This is a genomic window from Aeromonas salmonicida subsp. salmonicida (genome assembly GCF_001643305.1).
Lineage (GTDB): Bacteria > Pseudomonadota > Gammaproteobacteria > Enterobacterales > Aeromonadaceae > Aeromonas > Aeromonas salmonicida.
The window spans coordinates 180,648-203,806 of record NZ_LSGW01000044.1 but is presented as its reverse complement, the minus strand read 5'-3'; the positions used below and the strand labels follow the sequence as shown (position 1 = coordinate 203,806).

The 23,159-nt window shown below is 57.9% G+C and carries 22 protein-coding genes and 2 pseudogenes; 12 read left to right on the top strand and 12 right to left on the bottom strand.

The window, feature by feature from the left end:
• Positions 1-35: 35 nt before the first annotated feature.
• Positions 36-722: a hypothetical protein gene (locus AXW79_RS04465; protein WP_005311793.1), complete on the bottom strand. Its 687-nt coding sequence runs from the start codon at positions 720-722 to the stop codon at positions 36-38.
• A 39-nt stretch (positions 723-761) separates the two neighbouring features.
• On the opposite strand from AXW79_RS04465, the gene AXW79_RS04460 reads away from it, so the two are divergent.
• Together AXW79_RS04460 and slyD are read left to right on the top strand one after the other, a co-directional pair.
• Positions 762-968: a YheV family putative zinc ribbon protein gene (locus AXW79_RS04460; RefSeq protein ID WP_011899030.1), complete on the top strand. Its 207-nt coding sequence runs from the start codon at positions 762-764 to the stop codon at positions 966-968.
• A gap of 154 nt (positions 969-1,122) precedes the next feature.
• A complete protein-coding gene (gene slyD / locus AXW79_RS04455) occupies positions 1,123-1,716 on the top strand; it encodes a peptidylprolyl isomerase (protein ID WP_005311798.1) in 594 nt (197 codons plus the stop codon).
• A 74-nt stretch (positions 1,717-1,790) separates the two neighbouring features.
• Here slyD and AXW79_RS04450 read toward each other — a convergent pair whose 3' ends face one another.
• Positions 1,791-2,006, bottom strand: coding sequence for a SlyX family protein (locus AXW79_RS04450; protein ID WP_005311800.1), 216 nt, complete (start codon positions 2,004-2,006; stop codon positions 1,791-1,793).
• Between the two features lie 14 nt (positions 2,007-2,020).
• Entirely contained in the window at positions 2,021-2,989 is a 969-nt protein-coding gene (locus tag AXW79_RS04445; RefSeq protein WP_005311802.1) for a WD40 repeat domain-containing protein, read from the bottom strand.
• A 119-nt stretch (positions 2,990-3,108) separates the two neighbouring features.
• Here AXW79_RS04445 and fkpA point away from each other — a divergent pair, with 119 nt between their 5' ends.
• Positions 3,109-3,915 carry an FKBP-type peptidyl-prolyl cis-trans isomerase gene (fkpA, locus tag AXW79_RS04440; RefSeq protein ID WP_011899028.1) on the top strand — a complete coding sequence of 269 codons (807 nt, stop codon included), beginning with the start codon at positions 3,109-3,111 and terminating at the stop codon, positions 3,913-3,915.
• 152 nt (positions 3,916-4,067) lie between these two features.
• A complete protein-coding gene (locus tag AXW79_RS04435; protein WP_005311805.1) occupies positions 4,068-5,474 on the top strand; it encodes a sigma-54-dependent transcriptional regulator in 1,407 nt (468 codons plus the stop codon).
• Between the two features lie 24 nt (positions 5,475-5,498).
• Here the strand turns inward: AXW79_RS04435 and AXW79_RS04430 are convergent, their stop codons facing one another.
• The 6 genes and pseudogenes from AXW79_RS04430 to AXW79_RS04405 all read right to left on the bottom strand — a co-directional run bounded on the left by AXW79_RS04430 (position 5,499) and on the right by AXW79_RS04405 (position 12,024).
• On the bottom strand, positions 5,499-6,368 hold the full coding sequence (locus tag AXW79_RS04430) for a tetratricopeptide repeat protein (RefSeq protein WP_005311807.1): 870 nt from the start codon (positions 6,366-6,368) through the stop codon (positions 5,499-5,501).
• A 113-nt stretch (positions 6,369-6,481) separates the two neighbouring features.
• Complete coding sequence (locus tag AXW79_RS04425; RefSeq protein ID WP_005311809.1) at positions 6,482-6,817, bottom strand: hypothetical protein; 336 nt, start codon at positions 6,815-6,817, stop codon at positions 6,482-6,484.
• A gap of 107 nt (positions 6,818-6,924) precedes the next feature.
• Positions 6,925-7,263 carry a DUF2956 domain-containing protein gene (locus tag AXW79_RS04420; RefSeq protein ID WP_005311811.1) on the bottom strand — a complete coding sequence of 113 codons (339 nt, stop codon included), beginning with the start codon at positions 7,261-7,263 and terminating at the stop codon, positions 6,925-6,927.
• An 86-nt stretch (positions 7,264-7,349) separates the two neighbouring features.
• A complete protein-coding gene (locus AXW79_RS04415; RefSeq protein WP_005311813.1) occupies positions 7,350-9,188 on the bottom strand; it encodes a bifunctional metallophosphatase/5'-nucleotidase in 1,839 nt (612 codons plus the stop codon).
• 225 nt (positions 9,189-9,413) lie between these two features.
• Positions 9,414-10,983: pseudogene (locus tag AXW79_RS23600) on the bottom strand (EAL domain-containing protein).
• Between the two features lie 198 nt (positions 10,984-11,181).
• Positions 11,182-12,024: a Tim44 domain-containing protein gene (locus AXW79_RS04405; RefSeq protein WP_005311819.1), complete on the bottom strand. Its 843-nt coding sequence runs from the start codon at positions 12,022-12,024 to the stop codon at positions 11,182-11,184.
• Positions 12,025-12,461: 437 nt separating this feature from the next.
• Between AXW79_RS04405 and dnaB the strand changes: the two genes are divergently transcribed.
• The 3 genes and pseudogenes from dnaB (at position 12,462) to alr (ending at position 15,278) form a co-directional block, all read left to right on the top strand.
• Complete coding sequence (gene dnaB, locus AXW79_RS04400) at positions 12,462-13,856, top strand: replicative DNA helicase (protein WP_005311821.1); 1,395 nt, start codon at positions 12,462-12,464, stop codon at positions 13,854-13,856.
• Between the two features lie 28 nt (positions 13,857-13,884).
• Positions 13,885-14,031: pseudogene (locus tag AXW79_RS24195) on the top strand (replicative DNA helicase); the annotation flags it as partial.
• 173 nt (positions 14,032-14,204) lie between these two features.
• The gene (gene alr, locus AXW79_RS04395) at positions 14,205-15,278 is read left to right on the top strand and encodes an alanine racemase (RefSeq protein WP_005311825.1); all 1,074 of its coding nucleotides are present in this window, start codon (positions 14,205-14,207) and stop codon (positions 15,276-15,278) included.
• A 67-nt stretch (positions 15,279-15,345) separates the two neighbouring features.
• Here the strand turns inward: alr and AXW79_RS04390 are convergent, their stop codons facing one another.
• From AXW79_RS04390 to AXW79_RS04380, 3 genes are all read right to left on the bottom strand, one after another.
• Positions 15,346-15,594, bottom strand: a complete 249-nt coding sequence (locus tag AXW79_RS04390) for a YfhL family 4Fe-4S dicluster ferredoxin (protein WP_005311827.1) — start codon at positions 15,592-15,594, stop codon at positions 15,346-15,348.
• Between the two features lies 1 nt (position 15,595).
• Entirely contained in the window at positions 15,596-16,957 is a 1,362-nt protein-coding gene (trhP, locus tag AXW79_RS04385; RefSeq protein WP_005311829.1) for a prephenate-dependent tRNA uridine(34) hydroxylase TrhP, read from the bottom strand.
• Positions 16,958-17,196: 239 nt separating this feature from the next.
• The gene (locus tag AXW79_RS04380) at positions 17,197-17,934 is read right to left on the bottom strand and encodes an EAL domain-containing protein (protein ID WP_005311832.1); all 738 of its coding nucleotides are present in this window, start codon (positions 17,932-17,934) and stop codon (positions 17,197-17,199) included.
• Between the two features lie 235 nt (positions 17,935-18,169).
• On the opposite strand from AXW79_RS04380, the gene AXW79_RS04375 reads away from it, so the two are divergent.
• From AXW79_RS04375 to AXW79_RS22750, 5 genes are all read left to right on the top strand, one after another.
• A complete protein-coding gene (locus AXW79_RS04375; protein WP_005311834.1) occupies positions 18,170-18,892 on the top strand; it encodes a fimbrial biogenesis chaperone in 723 nt (240 codons plus the stop codon).
• Positions 18,893-18,922: 30 nt separating this feature from the next.
• Positions 18,923-19,414 carry a CS1 type fimbrial major subunit gene (locus tag AXW79_RS04370; protein ID WP_005311836.1) on the top strand — a complete coding sequence of 164 codons (492 nt, stop codon included), beginning with the start codon at positions 18,923-18,925 and terminating at the stop codon, positions 19,412-19,414.
• Between the two features lie 77 nt (positions 19,415-19,491).
• Positions 19,492-20,637, top strand: coding sequence for a TcfC E-set like domain-containing protein (locus AXW79_RS23590; RefSeq protein WP_227534450.1), 1,146 nt, complete (start codon positions 19,492-19,494; stop codon positions 20,635-20,637).
• Positions 20,607-21,932, top strand: coding sequence for a CS1-pili formation C-terminal domain-containing protein (locus AXW79_RS23585; protein ID WP_227534449.1), 1,326 nt, complete (start codon positions 20,607-20,609; stop codon positions 21,930-21,932). The genes AXW79_RS23590 and AXW79_RS23585 overlap by 31 nt, the downstream gene beginning before the upstream one ends.
• A gap of 21 nt (positions 21,933-21,953) precedes the next feature.
• Entirely contained in the window at positions 21,954-23,141 is a 1,188-nt protein-coding gene (locus AXW79_RS22750) for a hypothetical protein (RefSeq protein WP_011899026.1), read from the top strand.
• Positions 23,142-23,159 lie beyond the last annotated feature (18 nt).

The window sequence follows — 23,159 nt, the reverse complement described above, 5'->3', positions numbered from 1 at the left end:
GGCGTGTCTGTGCGGGTCATGGCAATCAGGGGAGATCAGGCGGGTACTTGCTGGTCCAGGCTGGCGCCAAGCCAGTGCTGACACGCTTGGGCGAGAGCCTCTTCGTCCCGGTAGCCGAGCTTGGCTATCACCAGTTCCCGTTTGCTGCCGCTCTTGAGCAGGCGCACAGCTTGCAGCAGCTGCCACTGGGCGCTCAGGGCATCGGCCGCTAGGCCCGGATCTGTCATGCCTCGCTGGGAGAGGCACGCCTGCCAGGCGGCGTCACTGCCTATTTGCTGGCCTGCCAGTGCCCGCCAAGCGCCTTGCAGCATCTGGTCACCATGTTGCGCGAGAGGACAGGCCTGAAGCTCGTCAAGCATCACCTGCAGGCGATAACCATAGGCCCCTTGCCAGTCGCGTGGGCGTTGCCACTGAGTCAGGCTGTCGAACAGGGCATCAAGTAGTGGTGTCGGGTGCAACCAGCCTGCCTGTGCAGGTTGGGCAACCCGCGGGGAACAAGTCAGCAAATCATAATGGCAGCCTGCCAGCGGGCTGAAGGCAGCGAGGGCATCGGCGCAGAGCCAGAAACTGTTGCCCGCTGTCAGCAGCAATTCATGCTGGCCAAGTCGCAGCAGCGCCCCGCCCCGGGTTATTCGCAGCAACTGGCCCAGCGGCGCGCGTTTGCGGCCGCCGACCTGCAGGTGAGGGGAGGAAAAATGCTGACATTCGATGGCGTGATGCATGTAAAAACCCTGATATGATGCTGCCTGGAGGTAACAAAAATGGAAACCAGACGTAAAAAACGCTTCATTGCCGGCGCTGTGTGCCCAGCATGCGGCAAAATGGACACCATGATGCTGTATATGGAGCATGGAGTCGAGAAGGTGACCTGTGTCGACTGCGGGGATACCCAGGTGCAGACTCAGGCCGAGGTGAACAAGCTAACCCGTGAGACCGAACAGGTCATAGGAGTGTTTCGTCCCGAGTGAGGTCATCAGCAGTACCAGAAAGGGGGCGTAAGTAAGGCTCATCCCGTTTCGCAGTGATGACTTTTTCATCATGACGGAGGGGGCCCGACCATATGCTTGGCCACCTTTTTGAGGTATTCTGAGCCCGTTTTTTTCTATCCGCAGGATCCCTGACATGAAAGTAGCTCCCCTGAGCGTGGTTACGCTGGAATACACAGTCACTGACGAACATGGTGAAGTCATCGACACCACTGTCGGTAAAGAGCCTCTGGTGTATCTGCACGGTACCCGTTATCTGGTCTCCGGCCTCGAAGCCGAGCTGGAAGGCCGTAGCGTGGGCGAGGCGTTCGACCTTACTCTGGCACCGAGCCAGGCATATGGCGAATACGACGAAACCCTGGTGCAAGAAGTACCTGGCGAGTTGTTTGACGGCATGGAAGTGTCTGAAGGGGATACTTTTGTGGCCGAGACTGACGATGGTCACCGCCCGGTTACCGTCATTGAAGTGTCCGAAGCGTTCGTCAAGGTAGATGGCAACCATCCGTTGGCTGGCGTGACCCTGGGCTTCAAGGTCGAGATCAAGGACGTCCGTGCCGCCACTGCCGAAGAGCTGGCTCACGGCCACGTTCACGGTGCCGGTGGTTGCGGTCACGATCATGGTCACGACCATGACCACGATCACGATCACGATCATGACCATGGCGATGAGCAGGGTCATGGCGGTTGCTGCGGTGGCGGCGGCTGCGGTGGCAAGGGTCACCAGCACTGATCTGTGCCCCGGGCCTGGCCCGATAAAAAAACCCGCGTTTATCGCGGGTTTTTTTATGGTGCAGAGACAACCGCTCAGTAGTGAGGGGGCGGCGTCTCTTCGGCCATGCTGGCAATCTGGCTAGGTTGTACGCTTTGCAGTTTATCTACCAGCAGCTGGATCTGGTGCTTGAGTCGATCCAGCTCACGGCCCTGGGTGGTGACCTCGTCGTTGAGCTGTTCCACCGTGTATTCGGCGAAGGCGAGACGGCTTTCCAGAGTTTCGATGCGATCGTTAAGTTGCTGACTCATGGGCCTTTAGGTCCTTACTTGATAGTCCAGATTTCGGCCAGACCACTGGAGCTGGCGCTGACAAGGTGACTATTGTCGCGCAAAGCCACGCCGTAGACCACTGCACTCGGCGGTTTCACCTTGGGATGGGGTGAGACGAGCCAGCTTTGCAGTTGGGTGCCATCGCTCACCTGCCACAGGGAGAGCTGGCGGGAGGGGGCACCCGTGATGAGCCATTTGCCGTCGTTGACGAAGCGGGCACTGGTGTAGACCTCGAAGCGGTGCGCGAACTGCAACCGGCTCACCTCCTTGCCTGTCTTGAGATCCCAGATGCTGGCCTGGCGGCTGTCCGCTGTGAAGGCGAAACGGCCCTGGGGATCGAGCCTTGCCATCACCACCCGACCAGCGTGGTTGAAACGCCATACCACCTGACCTGAGCGGGTATCCCACAGATAGGCGCTGTAGTCGTTGCCGCCGGTGAGGGCGTAGCGACCATTGGCGGAGAGATCCACCGTATTGACCTGCTCGGTGTGGCCGAGAAATTGCAGCCGGCGGCCGCTCTGGGTATCGACCACCTCCGCCTTGCCATCTTCACGCCCGATCAGCACCTGGCGGCCATTGGCCGACAGCGCTATGTCCCTCAGTTTGGATTCAGGTAGCGAGTAGTAGCCTTGGGACTGACCATCTTGCAGGCGCCAGATGGCGAAGGTATCCAGGGTGGCGGTCACCGCATGGCTGTTGTCTGCCGAGAAGCGGGTAACGATGACGAAGTTGTCCTGATTGTCTGACTGGCGCCAGCGCCAGCGCTCCTTTCCCTGTTCCAGATCCCACACGACAGTGCCCTGTCCCAGGCTGGAGACGATGGCCTGCTTGCCATCGCTGGCAAGGTCTGCACTCAGCAGACCCTGATTGGCGAGTGTGACTTGTTGGCCCGGCCGGGAGCTCTGCTCGCAACCGGTCAGTGTCAGACAAATACCGATGAGATAAATGGCACTTTTTATCATTTTTCCTGTCTCATGCTTTCGTTACCTGCGATCACGGCGTTAGTATAAGGCGCTTATCACGATAAACCTCTCATTTCACGAAGGAACCGAGAGCGGTATTTAGAGTTTTGGAGAAACTGATGAACAATTTTCTGAAGGTGTCCCTGTTGGCTGCGGCGGTTGCCGTGAGTCTGACTGCTTGCCAAAAAGATGAGAAGCCGGCTGCGAACAACGCAGAGGTCAAGGCAGAAGCCAGCAAGCCGGCAGAGGCCCCCAAGGCTGATGCCAAGAGCTTTGAAGAGCAATCCGGCTATGCAATTGGCCTCTCCATGGGTCGTTATATCGCCAATACCCTGGAACGTCAGCAGGAACTCGGCATCAAACTGGACAACAGTGTCATCCTCAAGGGTGTGACCGACGGTCTGGGTAAAGAAGCCAGCATGACTGACGAGGAGATCCAGAAGGTTCTGCAGCAGTACGATGCCAAGATCAACGAGTTGACCAAGGCCAAGGCTGACAAGGATGCCGTGGATAACCAGAAGAAGGGTGAAGAGTACCTGACTGCCAACGCCAAGAAAGAAGGTGTGAAGAGCACCGAATCTGGTCTGCAGTATCTGGTCGAGAAGATGGGTGACGGCGCCAAGCCGAAAGCCACTGACATCGTCAAGGTTCACTATACCGGTACCCTGACCGACGGCACCAAGTTCGACAGCTCCGTCGATCGCGGTGAGCCGGCTACCTTCCCGCTCAACCAGGTTATCCCTGGCTGGACCGAAGGCGTGCAGCTGATGCCGGTCGGTTCCAAGTTCAAGTTCTTCCTGCCGTCCAAGCTGGCTTATGGCGAGCACGGTGCAGGTTCCATCCCGGCCAATGCCGTGCTGGTGTTCGATGTTGAGCTGCTGGCTATCGAGAAGCCGGCTGCTGATGGCGACAACGCCAAGAAGTAAGCGCCCATCGTTGAAAAAACGGCTCCTTAGGGAGCCGTTTTTACTTGTATCTCCCTGCGAATGGCGGGATAAAAGAGAGGCCGCGCCAGCTGTGGTAACATGGCGGGCAAGACCTGAAATAGACAACGAAATCAATCGCAAGGATGGCTCCCGTGGCTGAAAGCAAACCTCGAGTCCTGTTGGTGGAAGATACCCGCAGTCTGGCGGTGGTTTATGAACAGTATCTGGCCCAGGATGGCTATGAGGTGCTGTTGGCCGATTGTGGTCAGCAGGCGTTGGCGCAGCTGCTGACCAGCCCGCCACCTGTGGTACTGCTCGACCTTGAACTGCCCGACATGTCCGGCATGGACATTTTGCAGCAGATCACCGAACAGCAGTTGCCCTGTTCCGTGGTGGTGATCACAGCTCACGGCTCCGTGGATGTGGCGGTGGAGGCGATGCACCTCGGTGCCTTCGACTTTCTGACCAAACCGTTTGACGGCAAGCGGCTCTGTGCTACTGCCCGTAATGCCCTGAAACATCAGCAACTCAGTTCGCTGGTGGCCCAGTATCGGGAAAATTTCGAACGCAGCTCGTTCGCCGGCTTTATCGGTGCCTCCATGCCGATGCAGGCCGTCTATCGCATCATAGAGAGCGCGGCGCCGAGCAAGGCGACCGTCTTCATCACGGGGGAGAGCGGCACCGGCAAGGAGGTGTGCGCAGAGGCCATTCACCAGTGCAGCCCCCGCAGCGAGCAACCCTTCATAGCGCTCAACTGCGCCGCCATTCCCCATGACCTGATGGAGAGCGAGATCTTCGGTCACGTCAAGGGCTCCTTTACCGGCGCCCAGGGGGATCGCAAGGGGGCGGCCAGTCTGGCTGATGGCGGTACCCTGTTCTTGGACGAGATCTGCGAGATGGATCTCGACCTGCAGAGCAAGCTGCTGCGCTTCATCCAGACCGGTACCCTGCAACGGGTCGGCAGCGGCAAGCTGGAGACGGTGGATGTGCGCTTCGTCTGCGCCACCAACCGGGATCCGCTGGTGGAGGTGAAGGCGGGACGTTTTCGTGAAGATCTTTACTACCGCCTGCACGTGATCCCGCTGAGCCTGCCACCGCTGCGCGAGCGCGGCGAGGATATACTGCTGCTGGCGCGTAACCTGTTGCAGAGCTACGCAAAGGAAGAGAACAAGCGCTTCAAGGATTTCGATGTGGAGGCGGCGCGGGTACTGCTCGATTACCCCTGGCCTGGCAACGTGCGCGAGCTGCAAAACGTGGTGCGCAACATAGTGGTGCTAAATGACAGAGAGCTGGTGAGTCCTGACATCTTGCCACCGCCGCTGAATGGCAGTCGGGGTAGCATGCTGGCCGCGACAGCGCCGCTGGCCACGGCTGGCAGTGCCACCTTGCCTTCTTTCAACGCGCCGATACGCCCGCTCTGGCTGGTGGAAAAAGAGACCATAGAGCAGGCTATCGCCAGCTGTGACGGCAACATCCCCAAGGCAGCGGCACTGCTGGAGATCAGTCCCTCCACCATCTATCGCAAAAAGCAGGGCTGGGAAGAGACGAGTCTGGTCTGAGCAGGGGACTGAGGCCGCGCCTGTTTAGAGCTTGGCCAGCTGCTTGAGTCTGGCCAGTCGCTCCGCCTCGTTGGCCTTGAACCAGCGATCCTGTGACAGCAGAAACCAGGCGCGGGAGAAGTATTCGGGCGCAGCCGGATCGTCCAGCACCAATGCATTTTCCCCCAGCTCCTCGAACAGATAGCCATCCTCCGGCTCGCCGGCCTCTGTCATCTCCAGCTGCAGCTGCTTCAGCTCGGCCAGCGCCTGCTCGTGCAACCCCTGTGCCCGGGTCAGTCGCGCCAGACTCCAGCGGGCGATGAAGGCCTTGGCCGTATTGTTATGTTGTTCGTGCCAGGCCAGACACTTTTGCTGGAATACTCTGGCTTCATCAAAGCGTCCCAGCTCGAACAGGGTCCAGCCCTGATTGTTGTAGAGGCTGGCGAGCCAACCGCGCACCTTTTCATCCTGGCTGCGTTCCGCCAGCTCCATGGCCAGCTGATGCCAGCGGCTCTGCTCCTCCAGTGGCGCGGCTATGGCTATCATGTGTGCCGCATCGATGGCCAGATAGAGCTCCTTGCTCTTGAGCCCCAACTGCCAGGCTTGTTCGAACAGGGTTCTGGCAGTGGCTTTGTCGCCGGCGGAGTTGAAGGTGCGGCCGCGTTCCAGCAGGGCGCGCAGGCGGGCCCGCGGGGTGGCCTCGGTGAGGCGGAGTTCGATGTCGTCGAGCAGCTGGTGTGCTTCGGCAAACTGGCGCTGCAGGGAATAGGTGCGGGCGATCTGGGTCAGCAACTCCAGCTCGAGTTGCAGGTTGGCTGCCGTACGCGCCTCGGGAAGAAGTGCATGAAAACGCAGGGCACTGGCGGCGGGATCCTGATAATTCCACTGCGCCATGAAATCGGGTGACTTGTCCATCTGGCCTCCTTGCCGGTGATATTGTCACCAATATGCCTACGGGCCATTGTTTGTACAAGGGACGCCCGTCACAGAGCGCCCCTTGAGTTATGTCAACGCCAGCGGCCAGCCGATCAGTAAATCATGGCGAGGCTCATCAGCATCAGGCCGAGGGCGGCGAAGGCACCCTCCTTGATGGCCAGACGCGGCACCAGCGCCTTGGGCAGGGCCGGAAACAGGGTCAGGGCAAAACCAAGCCCGGGCATCAGCCAGTGAAAGGCCGGGCTGCGCAGGGCGGGATCGGCGGCGCCGTTGATCACTATGAGCAGGATGAACAGAGTGAAGGCGGGCAGGATAAACCAGCGGGCACTGCCGGCGGCGACGGCTCGCAGCGGAGAGATGCGATAGAGCACCAGGGTCACGATAAACAGCACCAGGGGTGCCAGCAGATAGAAGGGGGCCGGGTTCATGGCAAGTCTCCAGACGACAAGAGGCGGGATTTAATCAGTCGGAAGGGAAGATGACCAGCATGCTGCCCCCAGCCTGTGAAGAGGATCCCAGGTAAAGGTTTGCGCGCTCAGTGCAACCCGAACCAGGCAGCGGCAAAGCCAACCCAGCTCAGCAGCAACAGGATCCAGGGCAGAGGATGCTGGCGGGAGACCTCGACAAGCTCAATGTCGCCCTCCTCCTCATGTCCGGCTTGCGGCTGCTGTTTTGCCTTGGTTTGCAACTTCTTCTGGCGACTGGCCTCGCGAGCCCGCGCCTTCATCTGCTTCTTGTATTCGTCTATGCCTTTCTGGATCCCCTGGGCGATCAGCTGGGTCTGTTCTTTGGTCTGTCCCGGCTTCTGGTTGGCGCGAGCAATTTTCTGCGCCTCTTGCTGGGTCTCGGGGGAAATCTTGTCGTATTTGGCCATCAAACATTCTCCTCGGCATCGATGGGCGGGGAGTATGCCATAAAAACGGCGCCCTCAGGCGCCGTTGCAATAGCGTGTGAGCCTGATCAGGGCTTGAAGTAGGTCACGGTCGCATAGGGCAGTGGATTGAGGGTGCCCTGGGACTCGGCATACTCCATGAACATCTCGTTCTCACCGACGCCAGAGTCGACGTAGTCACCCTTGTTGGGCAGCTCTTCGCGCTTGAGCAGGCCGTTGTAGCCATCCTTGCCGGAGGCGATATAGGTGTTGGCACCGACACGGTACACCTTGTCGTCGTCCAGCGGCTGCCACTGGCCGTTGGCGTCCAGCAGCTCCAGCTTGGTGATGCGGGAACCCTTGGCCAGTTTGCCATCATAGGTGTAGCTCAGGTGGCCGACGTAAGGGAAAGCACCGCTGGAGGCGCTGATCCCGGTCTCGTGGCCGATGGAATAGTCAACGGCGTACTCCAGAGTGGCGCGCACGTCCTTGCCCTTGAGGTTGAAGGCGGCGATCTTGTTGCCAAACGGCAGCAAGGTGCCCATCACGTAACCGACGGAGAGCGGGCCCGCGTTCACATCGGCGCGCACACCACCGGCGTTCTGGATGGTGAAGTCCACCTTGGTATTGAGTTTGTTGAGCTTCCAGTAGAGGGATTCGGCCACCAGGGGATCGATCAGACCCGCGCCATCCGGGGTGGCCGGCACGCGCACATGGGGCAACTTGGTCGGCACGTCGGCGATGATCTTGGCCTCGAGCTCGGCCACGGCCGGTTTGTACTCTGTGTCGATCACATCGCGCATGGCGGTGTTCTCCGGCACGATTTCGATGACGGGTGACTTGGTGATGAAGTCGACCACATTGGTCTGCTCGCTGCCACTCAGGGGCTCTTTCTTCTTGGCCACGTCCTTGGTGAAATCGTCGCCCGTCATCAGGGTATTGCGCCCCTCACACTTGGTGATCTGGCCTTCCTTGCTCAGGGAGACGTTGACCAGGCCATAGCCTTTGGCCCATTCACCGGCCTGCACGATACAGGTCTTGCCACCGTCCGGATTGCCGACCAGCTGGGCATAGGTGTTGTCGTCGTCCGGATTCTGGTTGTGGGCCGTGTAGCCTATGGTGTTGATCTCGTTGATGTCGCCGAGGAAGGTCTGGGAGTGACCGCCTACAATCAGGTCGATACCGTTGACCGCCTTGGCGACGGCCTGGTCATTTTGCAGACCGATATGAGTGACCATGATGATCTTGTTGGCGCCTTTTGACTTGAGGGTGTCGACCATTTTCTGGGCGGTTTCAATCATCGGCAGGAATTGGGTATCGGTATCCGGTGAAGAGATATCATGCATATTTTCCAGCACCAGCCCGAAAATACCCACGCTCTCGCCATTTATTTCTTTAATGACATATTCATGAATATTTTCACTGTCTTTCAGGGTGGCGCTACTGGATTTCACCATGTTGGAAGCCAATACAGGGAAATTCACCCGTGAGACGAAATCTTTAATGGCCTGATTGCCCAAATCAAATTCGTGGTTGCCCAGCACCATGGCATCGATACCCATGTCGGAGAGCAGGCGAGACTCCTCTTCCCCCTTGAACTGGGTGAAGTAGAGGGTGCCCTGGAAGGCATCACCACCGTTGAGCACCATGAAGTTGCGGCCTTCGTTGGCGGCCTGGCTGCGCAGCTCGTCCAGCTTGAACTTCAGACGGGGATAGCCGCCCAGTTTGGCGTAGAACTTGAACAGTTCCTGGCCGGTGGGCTGGATGGCCAGCGCATTTTCGGTCGGGTCGAGGTGGGCGTGGGTATCATTGATATGGGCAATGGTCAGATCCAGCGGAATATGCTCCTTGCTGCTGTTTTCTGAATTGCAGGCGGTCAGCCCGAGCAGAGTAATAGAGACGGTGACGGCCAGTAACGTCTTCTTCATTGGTAATAATCCTCTTGTTGTTATTGTCCTGTATATCGTTCCTGTATGACAGGAGTGTGGCGATTCTAGGCAAAAAGCAGTAATTGGAAATAAAGAGAGCTGATTCCTTTGAGCTACTGCACATTAATAAAGCAAACAAACCTTTGCTAGATTGTTTAACGCCATCACCACAGACTAATGACAAGTTTCACATTGCTGTATCGGCACCCGAGCGTCGCTGAGGGCTCATGCCGCTTGATGGGGGTCTGTCTGCTCCGGCACCGGGGCGGGCAGCAGTCGCAGGAACTGGGCCGGGGTGAGCGGACGGCCATAGAGGTAGTCTTGCAGGTAGTTGACGTTGCGCTCTGTCAGGAAGTCAGCCTGCTCCTGGGTTTCGACCCCTTCGGCGACGGTTTCCAGTCCCAGCCGGGTGGCCAGACTGATGGTGCTGTCAAGAATATGACGAGAGAGGGCATTGGTGCCTATCATGGCGACGAAGCTCTGGTCGATCTTGAGGTAGTCCACGTGAAACTGTTGCAGATAGGTGAGGCTGGAGTGGCCTGTGCCAAAGTCGTCCAGACCTATCTTGACTCCCATCTGGCGCAGCTCGCCGAACAGCTGGTCGGTCAGTTGGCAGGGGGTGATCAGCTCCCGCTCGGTCAGCTCCAGCACCAGCGTGACCGGATTGCTGGCGAAGGCGGCCAGGAATCGGCGGCAGTCGTCGATCAGGCTCATCTCCTGGCAGTGCTGGGCACAGATGTTGAAACCGAAGTGAAAGCGGGGCGGCAGTTGCGCCACATGGGGGGCAAACTCCAGACGAACCTGCTGCATCAGGGTCTGGGTCATCAGTATGATGAGGCCGCTCTCCTCCGCCAGCGGGATGAATAGATCCGGCCGGATCAAACCCTGACGATGGTGCTGCCAGCGCATCAGTACCTCGCAGCCATGGAGCTGACCACTCTTGCTGTAAACGATGGGCTGCAGGTAGGGAATGAACTCCTGCTTGATGATGGCGCGCTTGAGCTCCTGGGTCGGGGTGGAGATATGGCTCCACCAGCGATAGGTGGCAAGGCCTGCCAGGCCGCCCAGAGTCAGGATCAAGATGATGACGGTGCTCTGTTTTTTCAGCGTGAGCAGCAACACGGCTTCCAGCGGGAATCCCTGATTGAGGCTGTAGCCGAATGCCGTCGAACTGAGCGGGTAGTTGAACCCCCGAAACACAGGGGCGACACCGTCGTGGATCCGGCCCTTGATATCGAGCCACTGCTCACCTATCTGCACCCAGCTGTTGGGCCCGCCTAGTCGCCATTGCAGCGGTTTGCTCAGGTGGTAGGGGTTGATGGCAACCACTACCCCATGATCGCCTTCGCTCAGGCGATAGAACAGCAGCGAGGGCTTGAGTCCGAGCCGGGTGACGGCTTTGAGCTTGAGCCGCTGGTGCTGGCCGTTTTGCAGCTCATCCTTCAGGTTGATCTCGTCGAAGATGGAAGAGCAGTAGAGGCGACCATGGCGTGAGAGGTTGACCGAGCGTACATAGATAGGGGGAGGTGGCAACCAGTACTCTCAGCTCGCGGGCAACCTCGTGACAGGGGCGGCCCACCAGCGGCAGTGCGGCCCGGGCTGCCTGGGTAGAGTGGTAGAGGGCGCTGTCTATCTGCACCATGGCACGCTCGGCGGCATTTTGCGCCTGCTGGCGGGTCATGGACCAGGTCTGCCAATAGAGAGTGGCGAGGGAAACCAGGATCAGGGTTGCGCAGCACAGCAGGCTGGCCAGCAAACGAGGCATGTTGCCGCTACGCAGAAAAGAGAGAGCCATGAACCACGCCTCGGTGAACGGAAATTGAACAAAAAAAGGGCGGTCATACTACACAATCACGAACCATTCTCATAGCGACCATATTGAGGGGCTGTGGCTGGACTTGCAGGGGAGGGGGTTGGAGAGGGCACGCAGGGAGTCAAAAATAACAGAGGCGGCCTTGGGCCGCCTCTGTTGTCTTCGCAGGATAAAGAGCGTTTACAGCTGCTCGATACCGACAATGTGCCAGGGTGCATTGTCCTTGGCCAGGTTACGCTCGAGGTGCCACACCTCTTTGATGTCTTCCTCGACCTGCTCCTGACGGTCCATGTAGCGGCCGCTGAAGCGTACGCTGACCTGGGCCCAGTCGCTGCCGTAGTCGGCACGTACCAGCTGGGTATCCACATACATGACTTCGGTATGCTGTTCGCCGGTCAGCTCTGCGCGTTCGGCTTTGAGCTGTTCGAACAACTCAGGGCTCACATACTCACGCACTTTTTCGAGATCGTTTGTGTTCCAGGCTTCTTGCAGGGTGCGATAGTGATCGCGGGCGCCGGACAGGAAACTGTTCATGTCAAAACCTGGCGGCAAACGGAACGGCACGTCGCTGTCGGCAAAGCCGGTCGCTTGCGACGCACTGCTGCTCTGTTCGAACTGCTGCGGCGTAGCCGATGGCGGCTGATAGCCGGCGTAGGCCGTCTGTGGTTGAGGCGAGGGTGCCTTGCTCTTGCGCATGGCGCGGAACAGGAAGACGGCGCCCAGCGCCAGCAGCGCGATCAGCAGCATGTCCATGCCTTGCAGACCTTCGAAGGCGCCGCTACCCAGCAGGTAAGCGAACAGACCACCGGCCAGCAGGCCGCCGAGCAGGCCGCCCATCATGCCACCTTTCTTCGGTGCGGCCTGAGCCCCGACCGCCGGGTTCTTGGTGTCGACGGGTTTGGCCGGAGCTGTTTTGTAGCTCTTGCCAAAGGATTTACCGCCGCCAAATTTCTTGGCCTCGGCAATGGGTGCCCCCAGGCCAATGGCCAGGATCACGGCAAACAGGGTCAGCATCTTTTTCATTTTGACTCTTTTCACTCTCATCAGTGGATGGGGACATGGTCTGCTTTAGCAAGCTCAGCCAGGTGCATGACAGGCTGCCTGTCCCTCGTTGTAGTGCAGCTTGCGGCTATGATTAACATCGTTGGCATGAATTATTCATGAACAGATTACACTCCATTCCGGGGCAATCAGAGGAGAGAATGGCAATGAAAAATCGACGACCAAGCCGCAAGGAGCGCAAGCTGCGCAACAAAACGAGAGCCAAGCAGCAGGATCAGACCCTGGTCTGGCCCTTCATCATGGTATGAGACTGCGGCATATTTCATCAGCAAGCGGCGCCATTGACCATCAGGAGGGCGCTTGTGTCAGACAGAAGTGAATAGCGTGCATTAGCACTCGCGATGGCGGGGTTTCTTTTGTAAAATTCCCGTCCCCTTCCCGCTGCGGTTTTTATGTGTATGGCAGAGCAAGTGACGGCGAAAAAAGACGCCAAGACACAACAGCTGAAAGTTCCTCCCCACTCTTTTGAGGCCGAACAGTCCGTACTGGGCGGCCTGATGCTGGATAACGAGGCCTGGGATCGGGTTGCCGAACGGGTGATCGACAAGGATTTCTACAGCCGCCCTCACCGGCTAATCTTCCAGGCCATGACCCGCCTCTCCAACGCGGGCAATCCCATCGATCTCATCACGCTGCAGGAGGAGCTGGAGCGCTCGGAGCAGCTGGAGGAGTCCGGTGGTTTCGCCTATCTGGTGGAGATCGCCAAGAACACCCCGAGTGCCGCCAACATCAATGCCTACGCCGAGATAGTGCGTGAGCGGGCGGTCGTGCGTGAGATGATCTCGGTCGCCAACGAGATAGTCGAAGCAGGCTACGAGCCGCAGGGGCGCACCTCGGGCGATCTGCTGGATCTGGCCGAGAGCAAGGTGTTCCAGATCGCCGAACAGCGTACCAGCGCCAACGAGGGGCCGCAGCCGCTCAAGCTGATCCTCGAGCAGACGGTCGACAAGATTGAAGAGCTGTTCAAGACCCCTCACAACGGCGTGACCGGGGTGTCCAGCGGTTATGGGGATCTGGACAAGATGACCGCCGGTCTGCAGCGCTCGGATCTGATTATCGTGGCGGCCCGTCCCTCCATGGGCAAGACCACCTTTGCCATGAACCTGTGCGAGCACGCGGCCCTCACCGCCGAGAAACCGGTACTCATCTTCTCGCTGGAGATGCCCTCCGAGCAGATCATCATGCGTATGCTCGCCTCGGTGGGGCGCATCGACCAGACCAAGGTGCGTACCGGTCAGCTTGACGACGAGGATTGGGCACGCCTCTCCTCCACCATGGGATTGCTGCTCGAGAAGGGCAAGATGTATATCGATGACGCCTCCGGCCTCACCCCGACCGATGTGCGCTCCCGCGCGCGCCGTATTGCCCGTGAGCACGGCGGCCTCTCCATGATCATGATCGACTACCTGCAGCTGATGCGGGTGCCCGCGATCTCCGATAACCGGACCCTGGAGATAGGTGAAATCTCCCGCTCCCTCAAGGCGCTGGCAAAAGAGTTGCAGTGCCCGGTGGTGGCGCTCTCCCAGCTAAACCGAAGCCTGGAACAGCGTGCGGACAAGCGCCCTGTCAACTCGGATCTGCGGGAATCCGGCTCCATCGAGCAGGATGCGGATTTGATCATGTTTATCTACCGTGATGAGGTGTATCACGATGACAGCCCCGACAAGGGGATTGCCGAGATCATCATCGGCAAGCAGCGTAACGGCCCCATAGGCAGTGTGCGCCTTACCTTCCAGGGGCAGTTCTCCCGGTTCGATAATTACGCCGGTCCGGCGTTTGATGACGACTATTGATGAAAACCCGTGGTGATGGCGGATTAGATACCACCACGAAAGCCCTGAAAGGTAGCCGAGTTCTCATCGGTCAACCGCGTAACGGTGCCAATAGGGCCGGGTGCGACTCACCTTCCAGGGTCAGTTCTCCCGGTTCGATAATTACGCCGGTCCGGCGTTTGATGACGATGACTAAGTAGGGAGCGGTCTGCGCACCCATATCGGTGCCTGGGTCACCCCAGATCCAGGACACAGTTTTCCCGGTTCGACAATTATGCCGGTCCGGCCTTCGATGATGACAATTAAGGGCTGACACCACACGGTGCCTGGTGCATTCACGCGCCATCATGCCCTCGTAAGGGAAAACAGATGAAAGCGGCTATTGCCCAAATCAATACAGCGGCCCTGCGCCACAACCTCGCCGTGGTCAAACGGCATGCCCCCGATTGCAAGATCATTGCCGTGGTCAAGGCCAATGCCTATGGCCATGGCCTGCTGCCGGTCGCCCGTACCCTGGTGGATGCGGATGCCTACGCAGTGGCCCGTATCGAAGAGGCGCTGATGTTGCGCTCCTGCGCCGTGGTCAAGCCCATCGTGCTGCTGGAAGGCTTCTTCTCGAGCGCCGATCTGCCGGTGTTGGCGGCCAACAATTTGCAAACGGCGGTGCACACCTGGGAGCAGCTCGAAGCGCTGGAGCAGGCCGAACTGCCGGCTCCAGTGGTGGCCTGGCTCAAGCTCGACACCGGCATGCACCGGCTCGGAGTGCGCGCCGATGAGATGCCCGCCTTTATCGCGCGTCTGGCCAAGTGCAAGAACGTGGTGCAGCCGTTCAACATCATGACCCACTTCAGCCGCTCCGATGAACTTGAACAATCGACCACCCGCGAACAGATCGACTTGTTTAGTCGCCTCACGGCGCCGCTCCTGGGTGAGCGGGCCATGGCGAACTCGGCGGGCATTCTGGCCTGGCCGGATTCCCACTGCGACTGGGTGCGCCCCGGCGTCATCCTGTACGGCGTATCTCCCTTCCCCAATACGGTGGCGGCGGATTATGACCTGCAGCCTGTGATGACCCTCAAGACCCAGCTCATTGCGGTGCGGGATCACAAGGCGGGCGAGCCTGTGGGATACGGCGCCAATTGGGTGTCTGACCGGGATACCCGGCTCGGCGTCATCGCCATCGGCTACGGTGATGGCTATCCGCGCATGGCGCCCAACGGCACCTCTGTGCTGGTCAATGGCCGCATAGTGCCGCTGGTGGGTCGTGTCTCCATGGACATGACCACAGTGGATCTGGGACCGGGCGCCACCGACAAGGCCGGTGACGAAGCCGTGCTCTGGGGTGAGGGGCTGCCGGTGGAGCGGGTCGCCGACGAGATTGGCACCATCCCCTACGAGCTCATCACCAAGCTTACCTCCCGGGTCTTTATGGAATACGTCTAGGCACGGCCAGCACCAAACGTAAAAAAGCCCCGCATGCGGGGCTTTTTTACGACTGTCTGCAGGAGTTTTACTGCCTGTGCATCCGCACAAACTTCTCCAGCAACTGATCTTCGGTTTCCACGTGGGCGGGATCCCAGATGATGCAATCGATGGGGCAGACGCTGATGCAGGTCGGCTTCTCATAGTGACCGACGCACTCGGTGCAGCGATTGGGGTCTATCTCGTAGATCTCCTCCCCCAGGCTGATTGCCTGGTTCGGACACTCGGGATCGCACATGTCGCAGTTGATGCACTTGTCGGTGATGAGCAGGGACATATCAGGCCGCCGAGTGCGGCTGACGGGTGTCCTGGCGATCGCCGAGGTTGCGCAGCAATATGCCGTAGTTGATGTCGATCTCTTTGGGAACGGGCACATAGACAACGTGGCCGTTGCCCGGCGCCGTGTCGATGAGCTCGCCCTTGCGGTTCTGCATCTGCTCCAGATTGAAGCTGACGTTGCCCTGCGGCGTCATCAGCTCCAGGCTGTTGCCCACCAGGAACTTGTTCTTCACTTCCACTTCCACCATGTCGCCTTGGCGACCGGTGATCTCGCCGACGAACTGCTGGGTGTCGGAGACCGAGTAGCCGTAATCGTAGTTCTGGTACTCGCTGTGGTTGTGACGGCGCAGGAAGCCCTCGGTGTAGCCACGGTGGGCCAGATTTTCGAGGGTGCCCATCAGGGTCGGATCGAACGGACGGCCGGCGACTGCATCGTCGATGGCCTTGCGATAGACCTGGGCGGTGCGGGCGCAGTAGTAGAAGGACTTGGTACGGCCTTCAATTTTGAGCGAATGCACCCCCATCTTGGTCAGGCGCTCCACGTGCTCGACGGCGCGCAAGTCCTTGGAGTTCATGATGTAGGTGCCGTGCTCATCCTCGAACGCCGTCATGTATTCACCGGGACGGTTGGACTCTTCCAGCAGCACCAGCGCATCGCTCGGTTTGCCAAGGCCCAAAGTGTTGTCCGGACGCACGGCGATGGGCTCCTGGCGATGGACTATCTGGCCCACGTCATCTTCCTTGCCTTCGTGCACCTTGTACTCCCAGCGACAGGAGTTAGTGCAGGTACCCTGGTTGGGGTCGCGCTTGTTGATGTAACCGGACAGCAGGCAGCGGCCCGAGTAGGCCATGCACAGGGCGCCGTGGACGAAGACTTCCAGCTCCATCTCCGGCACCTGCATGCGGATCTCTTCGATCTCGTCAAGTGACAGCTCGCGCGACAGGATGGCGCGGGTCAGGCCCATCTGATGCCAAAACTTCACCGTCGCCCAGTTGACCGCGTTGGCCTGCACCGAGAGGTGAATGGGCATGTCCGGGAAGGCTTCGCGCATCATCATGATAAGGCCCGGGTCTGACATGATCAGCGCATCCGGCTTCATCTCCACCACGGGACGCATGTCGCGGATAAAGGTCTTGAGCTTGGAGTTGTGGGGCTGGATGTTGGCCACCACATAGAACTGCTTGCCCAACGCGTGGGCCTCGTTGATGCCGAGCTGCAGATTCTCGTGATCGAATTCGTTGTTACGCACCCGCAGGCTGTAGCGTGGCTGACCCGCATAGACGGCGTCGGCGCCATAGGCATAGGCGTAACGCATATTCTTGAGGGTCCCGGCGGGGGAGAGCAATTCTGGTCTGAACATGTTGGACTCTTAGTATCTGATTGCAAATCAGGACGACGCCACCTGATGGCGCCGGATTGGTTGAGCCGTGGTGCGAGACGGCGCTCGCGTCACAACTACCCGATGGCGTACATCATTATGCAGGATCACAGGGGATGCACCTGATATACGGGGTGCGAGATTGTACTCGCCCCCACGCCATCATGCAATTTGGCAGGTAGCTGATGCCAGTGCGAGTCGCAATGAATGTGTGAGCCCTATCAGGCCCAGCGGGAGAGGGGGGAGGGCATGGCGTAGGCGTAGCCCTGCTGATAATCGCAGCCGAGTCGGTTGGCGACCTCGATATGGGTCAGGGTTTCCACCCCTTCACACACCACTTTCATGCCGAGTCGCTGCAGGTATTCCACCAGACCGGTCAACATCTTGAGGGCATGGGGCGTGCGCGCCGCCTGCAGCAGCAGGGAGCGATCCAGCTTGATGATTTCGTAAGGCAACGCCATCACCCGCTGGAAGTTGCATTCCAGAGTGCCGAAATCATCGCAGGCGATATGGGCGCCATGATCCCGCAGCACTTCGATCAAGGCTCTGTGCTGACTGTGCAGTGGCGCGTGTTCCAGCACCTCGAACCAGATCTCGATCCCTGCCTTGCTCGCCTGGAGCAGCACCAGCAGCAAGAGATTCTGATAGGTCGGGCTGCACAGCATGGGGTTGAGGTTGATGGAGAGGGCACAGGGGCCATCCTTCGCCAAGGTTGGCAGATCGCGCATGATGGCCCTGAGCATGACAATATCCACATGCAGGGACTCATCCTGGCTGAGGGAGAGAAAGTCGATGCCCTGATAGCTCTGACGTTGTGGATCCCAGCGTCGGGCCAGAACTTCATAACCCTTGACCTGACAGTCGCGACCTATGATCGGCTGATAAAAGGGCACGGCCACCTCGGCCACCGCCACGGTTGCCATGTCACTCGTCGGATACTCTTCTTTGAACGCAAACATGGCACTCACCTGATAGACGCATATGGCTGCGCATAATACAGGAGGGAAAGATCAAAACACCGTAGGAATAGTCTGATAATTGGCGTGATTTTTCGTAGTCAATATAGGACTATTCTGATTAACTTCCCCCGTCATTCTACCTAGACTGGCTCCAGCGATATGCAACTGACTCCTTTTTTAATAAATGGCATTTATTAAATGAACGTCGGCATGTGAAAACCAGTCTGGAATAAAAATGAAAAGAATATATCTCATCCTGCTGCTGATGTTCAGCGGTAACCTGTTTGCATCGGCTGAGATCAGCATAGGGACGCTTTATGACTATATGTCAGGCCAGCAAAGCACCTATTTAAAACGCATTCGAAATCAGGGTAACGCTACCGCCTTTGTCAAGGTGGCGATTCACGAAATAACTTATGACGAAGCCGGTCAACCTCATGAGTCGCCGGAGCTGACAGAGGGGCGCCGGGCGCTGATCGCCAGCCCTTCCCGCATGATTATTCCGGCCAACGGGGTGCAGGCAACACGGCTGTTGTATATGGGGGAACGGGACAATGAGCGTTATTTCAGAGTCCGTTTTATTCCTGTGTTGCCAAAACAGGAGGACGGGTTCGATCTGGATGCCAATATGGCTCAAGAGAATCAACAGCAAGTCTCGGCCGGGGTAAATATATTGACCGGCTTTGGTGCCATTATTTTCGTGATGCCAAAAGAGATCCGATTTGATACCCGGTTGATAAAGACAGACATCATGACGACTGTCGTGAATAAAGGCAATGCCACCATAGTGCTGGATTTTTTTGAGGAGTGTGATGGACGGGGAAAACACTGTTCAACACCCGGGAAAATTCATCTCTTGCCGAATATGAAAAAGCAATTGATGAAAAAGAGCGATCACCTTTATCGGTTCGAACTGATCGAAGGTGACAAGAGCAGAAACATTGTGATTGGTCACTGATGTTTCGTATATCCGAGAGAGGAGAGAGTGATGAAAGTATGGATAGCTGCGCCTCTGGCAATGCTGGTGTCGGCCAACTTGATGGCGGCGGAACGGGTTGAACATCAGGTCACTGTGACCGCCCAGATCCCGACCGAGGCTTTCTATGTGCAGCCGACTGGCGGGGACAACTGGATGAGCACGCCGCAGAAGCTGGCTTACAACCCTTATACCAAGAAGCTGGACAAGCTGAGCAAGCAGCTGGATGCCAAGAGCACCATAGGCGCGATTAAAGGTTATCTGACCAACCCGGCGGCGATGACCAGCGGCAATGACTACATTCCCCTGACCGTCAAGATTGATGGCGTTACCTTGGGCACCACCTCGGCAGAAGTAATGAAGGCCGATGATGCCAAAACCGGCAAGTTGCTGGGGCTGGAAGTGATCCCGGCGGATGCCCCTGACGCCGGCTACAAGCTAGGCAACTACCAGGGGGTGGTGAGCATGATATTTGAATCGGAAGCGCCACCAAAAGGTCCGTAAATAAATGACGGTCATTAAAATTGGCTCCCTGTATCGGGGGAGCCTTTTCGTCTGCGTTTAGAAGAGTGAGATAGGTCGTGCCGTATTTCTCTTTCCTGCTGATCCTGGTTGTGTTGTGCGTACCTGCCTGGGCCACGGGAGGGCGCGTTGCACAACCCCTTGATCTGCTGCAACAAGCAGAAGATTTGCCTGATGGCTTTGCCGATCACTTCTTCGGCGTCCCGCTGGCGGTGCGTATCCTGGTGGATGGGCAGCTGTTGGGGGAAGGCGAGATAGTGCTGGGCAAAGACACCAGCGTGCAACTGCTGGCCCTGACCAGCAGTCACGAGAGCGAGCTGGAAGAGCGGGACCGCCAGCGCTGGAGCAAGGTGTTGAGTGAGCCTCACTTGCTGGGCCCTTGCCAGAATCGGTGCGCTGACCAAGTGTTGGCGCTGGAGTACAGTCTGGAAAACTCCCAGTTGTCCGTGCTGACGGCGGGTGCCGAAAAGGGGCTGCATGCTAGCCGCTATTACAGTCTGCCCACAACCGGCAGCTATGGCGCCCTGCTGCGCCACCAGTTGAACCTGACCCAGGGGGAAGGGGAGCAGCGCAGTGGCCGTTACAACCTGATGGCCCAGGGCAGCATAGGCCAGTGGACCCCGCTGCTGGAGGCGGAAGTGAGCCAGTCCGGCAACGGGCAGGCGGCGCAGCACCATGTGCAGCAACTTTATGCCGAGCGTGAGGGAGAGGGGCGCTTCTACCGGCTGGGCTACTTCTCGCCCTATGCCCAGGGTCTGGTGCGTCAGCCCACCCTGTTTGGCGGCGGAACCCCGACCGTGCTGGGGGTCATGCTGGGGGACTCTGACACCCTGTTGATAGAGCAAGGCCAGGCCAGTACGACGCCGCTCTATGTCACCCCAAGCCGGCCCGGTATGGTGGAGATCTATCGGGATGGGCAGCTCATCAACTCGCAGCAGGTGATCTCGGGCTTGCAAGCGCTGGATACCAAGGTGCTACCCGCCGGCATCTACGAGGTGGAGCTGCGGGTGCTGGAAGATGGTCAGGTGACCGAGCGGCGCAGAGAGATGATCTACAAGCCGATGAACTGGCAAAACCCGGATGAAAGCTGGCGCTTCAACCTGTTTGTGGGCCAGCAGACCCGCCTGTTCAGCAACTGGGAAGAGGAGACGGCCCGGCCTCTGAGCAGCGGCTCATGCTCAACCATCTGCTCACCCCCTCGGTGATCGTCGGGGCCTCCAGCCAGTATATCGACCAGCGCTGGCAGCATGGCCTCTCGGCCGACTGGAGTCTGGATAGCCAGTGGCGACTGTTTGGCAACCTGATGGCAACGCAAGGCCTGGGCAGCGGTTTCGATCTGCAGGCCTTGTATCACTATGGCGAGGGCAGTCTGGTGCTGAGCCATCAGCAGCAGCGCCAGCAGGGGCAAGTCGACGGGGAGAGCCGCGACCTCAAGCAGAGCAACCTGTCGTTGCAGCAGCGGCTCGATGAGCGCCACTCCGCCAACCTCTATCTGGCCCATCAGGTGGGTCGCGGGCTGGGGGCCGATCTGGGCTGGCGCTACAACGGCGATCTACTTGGTCAGACGGTGAGCTGGAACCTGACGGTGTTTGACCGCCCGGGCAGCATCAGTACCGATAATGCGAGGGACAGGGGGGGCATGCTCTCCCTGAGCATGAACCTGGGGGGAGATCGCAGCCTGCTGGCCATCGGCATCGGCAGCCGGACCTCCCGCTCCGGCGGGCAGGAGCGCAACGCCTCCCTCAGCTACCAGCAGTTGCTGGAGTGGGGCGCCCTGCAGAGCGTGGGGGCCAACCTGACCACCGACAGCTATGGTGTCGGCACGGCAGGCTATGCCAGGTTTCAGGGGGCCTTGGTCAGCGGTGATGCTCACCTGCAGTCGTCTTCCTATAACCGGGCCCTGAGCGGGGGGATCAACCTTGACAGTACCCTGGCGTTTGGCGATGAGGGCCGCCTGATCATGACAGGCCAGTCGCAAGGGCACGAGGCGGGCATGATAGTGGATGTGGAGTCCGATATACCCGAGTTGACCCTGCGCGCCGATGACGATCAGGGGGGCAATATCAGGTTGCGGCCAGGTCGAAATCTGGTGCCCGTCACCGCCTATCGCAGTGGCGCCGTGCAGCTGGATATGGCCGGGCAGAATGCCCCTTCCATGACCATTCGTCCCAACGTCTTGCCCTATCACCTCAACAAGGGCGGCGTGGCCTATCACCAGGTCCGGGTGATGAAGACGGTGACAGTGATAGGCCGCCTGCTGGATGGGCAGGGGATGCCATTGAAAGGGGTCATGGTGGTCAACCATGCGGGCCGCACCGTCAGTGAGGCCGATGGCTTCTTTGCGGTGGAGATGAGCGAGCACAATCCCAGCCTGCAGGTGGAGTATCAGGGGTCGCAGCAGTGTGATCTGGCGCTGGATACGGCCCGAGCCGAACGCCAGCAGGAAGTGTTGTTGCTGGGCGATCTGGTCTGTAGTGCCCAGGCCTGGGCCAGTCAATAAGTGCTTAAGTAGGAAGAGATAATGAGAGCCGGTGTGATGCATTATGGTTTGTGGCTGTTCGTGCTGCTTGGGTTGCCCGTGCAGGCAGCATCTATCAATGTGACCGCAGAATATAAGCCAGCGGCTTATGAAGTTGGTAGGGCAAAATTTATAAACACAACACCTTGTAATAGTGAGTCTTGGTCAGGGTTTTGGTGTAGTGGCACTTCGACAGTAGACCAGTCGCAACCATTGTTTATATCAATAACAATAGAGCGTGTAGTAAAAAATAATAATAACTTGATAGATGCACTTACTTACCTATCATTTGTTGGTGCTCGTGATGTTTCTCTTGTTCATCAAAACAGCGGAAAATCATATCCATTAAAATTCATTTTTACCAAGATTGGCGCCGGAATGAGCCCAAACCTTGCAAAGGAAGCGCTTGTAAAAAATTCAGACTGGTTGGAGCACATTGATGGAGATTGTCACGCCACTCTAAATTCTTGGGCTAGCCCATCTCAGGTTCATTATCTCTATGATATAAAGCCCGAGAATCAGCTGGCGGGTGGGAAATGCTATCATAATAATTTCAAACCTACATTCTCAAGCAATAACACCGCTTTATCAAAGATATACCTTGGCTATAAATTAAATGCGCCTGATCCTCTGAAAATGGAAAATGGAGTGTATAAAGGAAGCTTGGTCTTGTCGATTGGCCGGAACAAGGATCTGGATTTTGGTAATGGCACTTATTCAGATAATCAGTTAACGATTAATTTTACCATGACAGTTCGTCATCAAATAAAAATGGAGTTTCCCCCTGGCAGTGATAAAGTTGTATTACAACCACCTGGTGGATGGCATGACTGGATCTATCGTGGTAAATCACACCAACCACCTCACTTGATTGCAGAGTTACCATATCGACTATGGAGTAGCTCAACTTATAATGTTTGGTTGAATTGTCAATATCCTGATGGCGAATACTGCATGCTAAGTAATACCCGCACTGGCCATAAAGCTCGATTTGATGTTATTTATCAAAATGGAGCAAAAGAAGAGTTTGTTTTAAGAGCTATCACAAAAAAACCATTCATAGGTGTGTCAATAAATGCAGCACGTATTCTTATATTCAAGGTAGATAAACCAGCCTTGACCGAGATGATGAAGTCTCCTGGGAGCACTTATAAGGGCAACGTTACTATTATTTATGATGCGGCAATTTAAATTGACTTCAACATTTTC

What these genes read in the sequence shown, in the direction of transcription:
- AXW79_RS04465 (WP_005311793.1), bottom strand. Translation starts at nt 722, where the DNA reads ATGCATCACGCCATCGAATGTCAGCATTTTTCCTCCCCTCACCTGCAG.
- AXW79_RS04460 (WP_011899030.1), top strand. Translation starts at nt 762, where the DNA reads ATGGAAACCAGACGTAAAAAACGCTTCATTGCCGGCGCTGTGTGCCCA.
- slyD (WP_005311798.1), top strand. Translation starts at nt 1,123, where the DNA reads ATGAAAGTAGCTCCCCTGAGCGTGGTTACGCTGGAATACACAGTCACT.
- AXW79_RS04450 (WP_005311800.1), bottom strand. Translation starts at nt 2,006, where the DNA reads ATGAGTCAGCAACTTAACGATCGCATCGAAACTCTGGAAAGCCGTCTC.
- AXW79_RS04445 (WP_005311802.1), bottom strand. Translation starts at nt 2,989, where the DNA reads ATGATAAAAAGTGCCATTTATCTCATCGGTATTTGTCTGACACTGACC.
- fkpA (WP_011899028.1), top strand. Translation starts at nt 3,109, where the DNA reads ATGAACAATTTTCTGAAGGTGTCCCTGTTGGCTGCGGCGGTTGCCGTG.
- AXW79_RS04430 (WP_005311807.1), bottom strand. Translation starts at nt 6,368, where the DNA reads ATGGACAAGTCACCCGATTTCATGGCGCAGTGGAATTATCAGGATCCC.
- AXW79_RS04425 (WP_005311809.1), bottom strand. Translation starts at nt 6,817, where the DNA reads ATGAACCCGGCCCCCTTCTATCTGCTGGCACCCCTGGTGCTGTTTATC.
- AXW79_RS04420 (WP_005311811.1), bottom strand. Translation starts at nt 7,263, where the DNA reads ATGGCCAAATACGACAAGATTTCCCCCGAGACCCAGCAAGAGGCGCAG.
- AXW79_RS04415 (WP_005311813.1), bottom strand. Translation starts at nt 9,188, where the DNA reads ATGAAGAAGACGTTACTGGCCGTCACCGTCTCTATTACTCTGCTCGGG.
- AXW79_RS04405 (WP_005311819.1), bottom strand. Translation starts at nt 12,024, where the DNA reads ATGAAAAAGATGCTGACCCTGTTTGCCGTGATCCTGGCCATTGGCCTG.
- dnaB (WP_005311821.1), top strand. Translation starts at nt 12,462, where the DNA reads ATGGCAGAGCAAGTGACGGCGAAAAAAGACGCCAAGACACAACAGCTG.
- alr (WP_005311825.1), top strand. Translation starts at nt 14,205, where the DNA reads ATGAAAGCGGCTATTGCCCAAATCAATACAGCGGCCCTGCGCCACAAC.
- AXW79_RS04390 (WP_005311827.1), bottom strand. Translation starts at nt 15,594, where the DNA reads ATGTCCCTGCTCATCACCGACAAGTGCATCAACTGCGACATGTGCGAT.
- trhP (WP_005311829.1), bottom strand. Translation starts at nt 16,957, where the DNA reads ATGTTCAGACCAGAATTGCTCTCCCCCGCCGGGACCCTCAAGAATATG.
- AXW79_RS04380 (WP_005311832.1), bottom strand. Translation starts at nt 17,934, where the DNA reads ATGTTTGCGTTCAAAGAAGAGTATCCGACGAGTGACATGGCAACCGTG.
- AXW79_RS04375 (WP_005311834.1), top strand. Translation starts at nt 18,170, where the DNA reads ATGAAAAGAATATATCTCATCCTGCTGCTGATGTTCAGCGGTAACCTG.
- AXW79_RS04370 (WP_005311836.1), top strand. Translation starts at nt 18,923, where the DNA reads ATGAAAGTATGGATAGCTGCGCCTCTGGCAATGCTGGTGTCGGCCAAC.
- AXW79_RS23585 (WP_227534449.1), top strand. Translation starts at nt 20,607, where the DNA reads ATGCTCAACCATCTGCTCACCCCCTCGGTGATCGTCGGGGCCTCCAGC.
- AXW79_RS22750 (WP_011899026.1), top strand. Translation starts at nt 21,954, where the DNA reads ATGAGAGCCGGTGTGATGCATTATGGTTTGTGGCTGTTCGTGCTGCTT.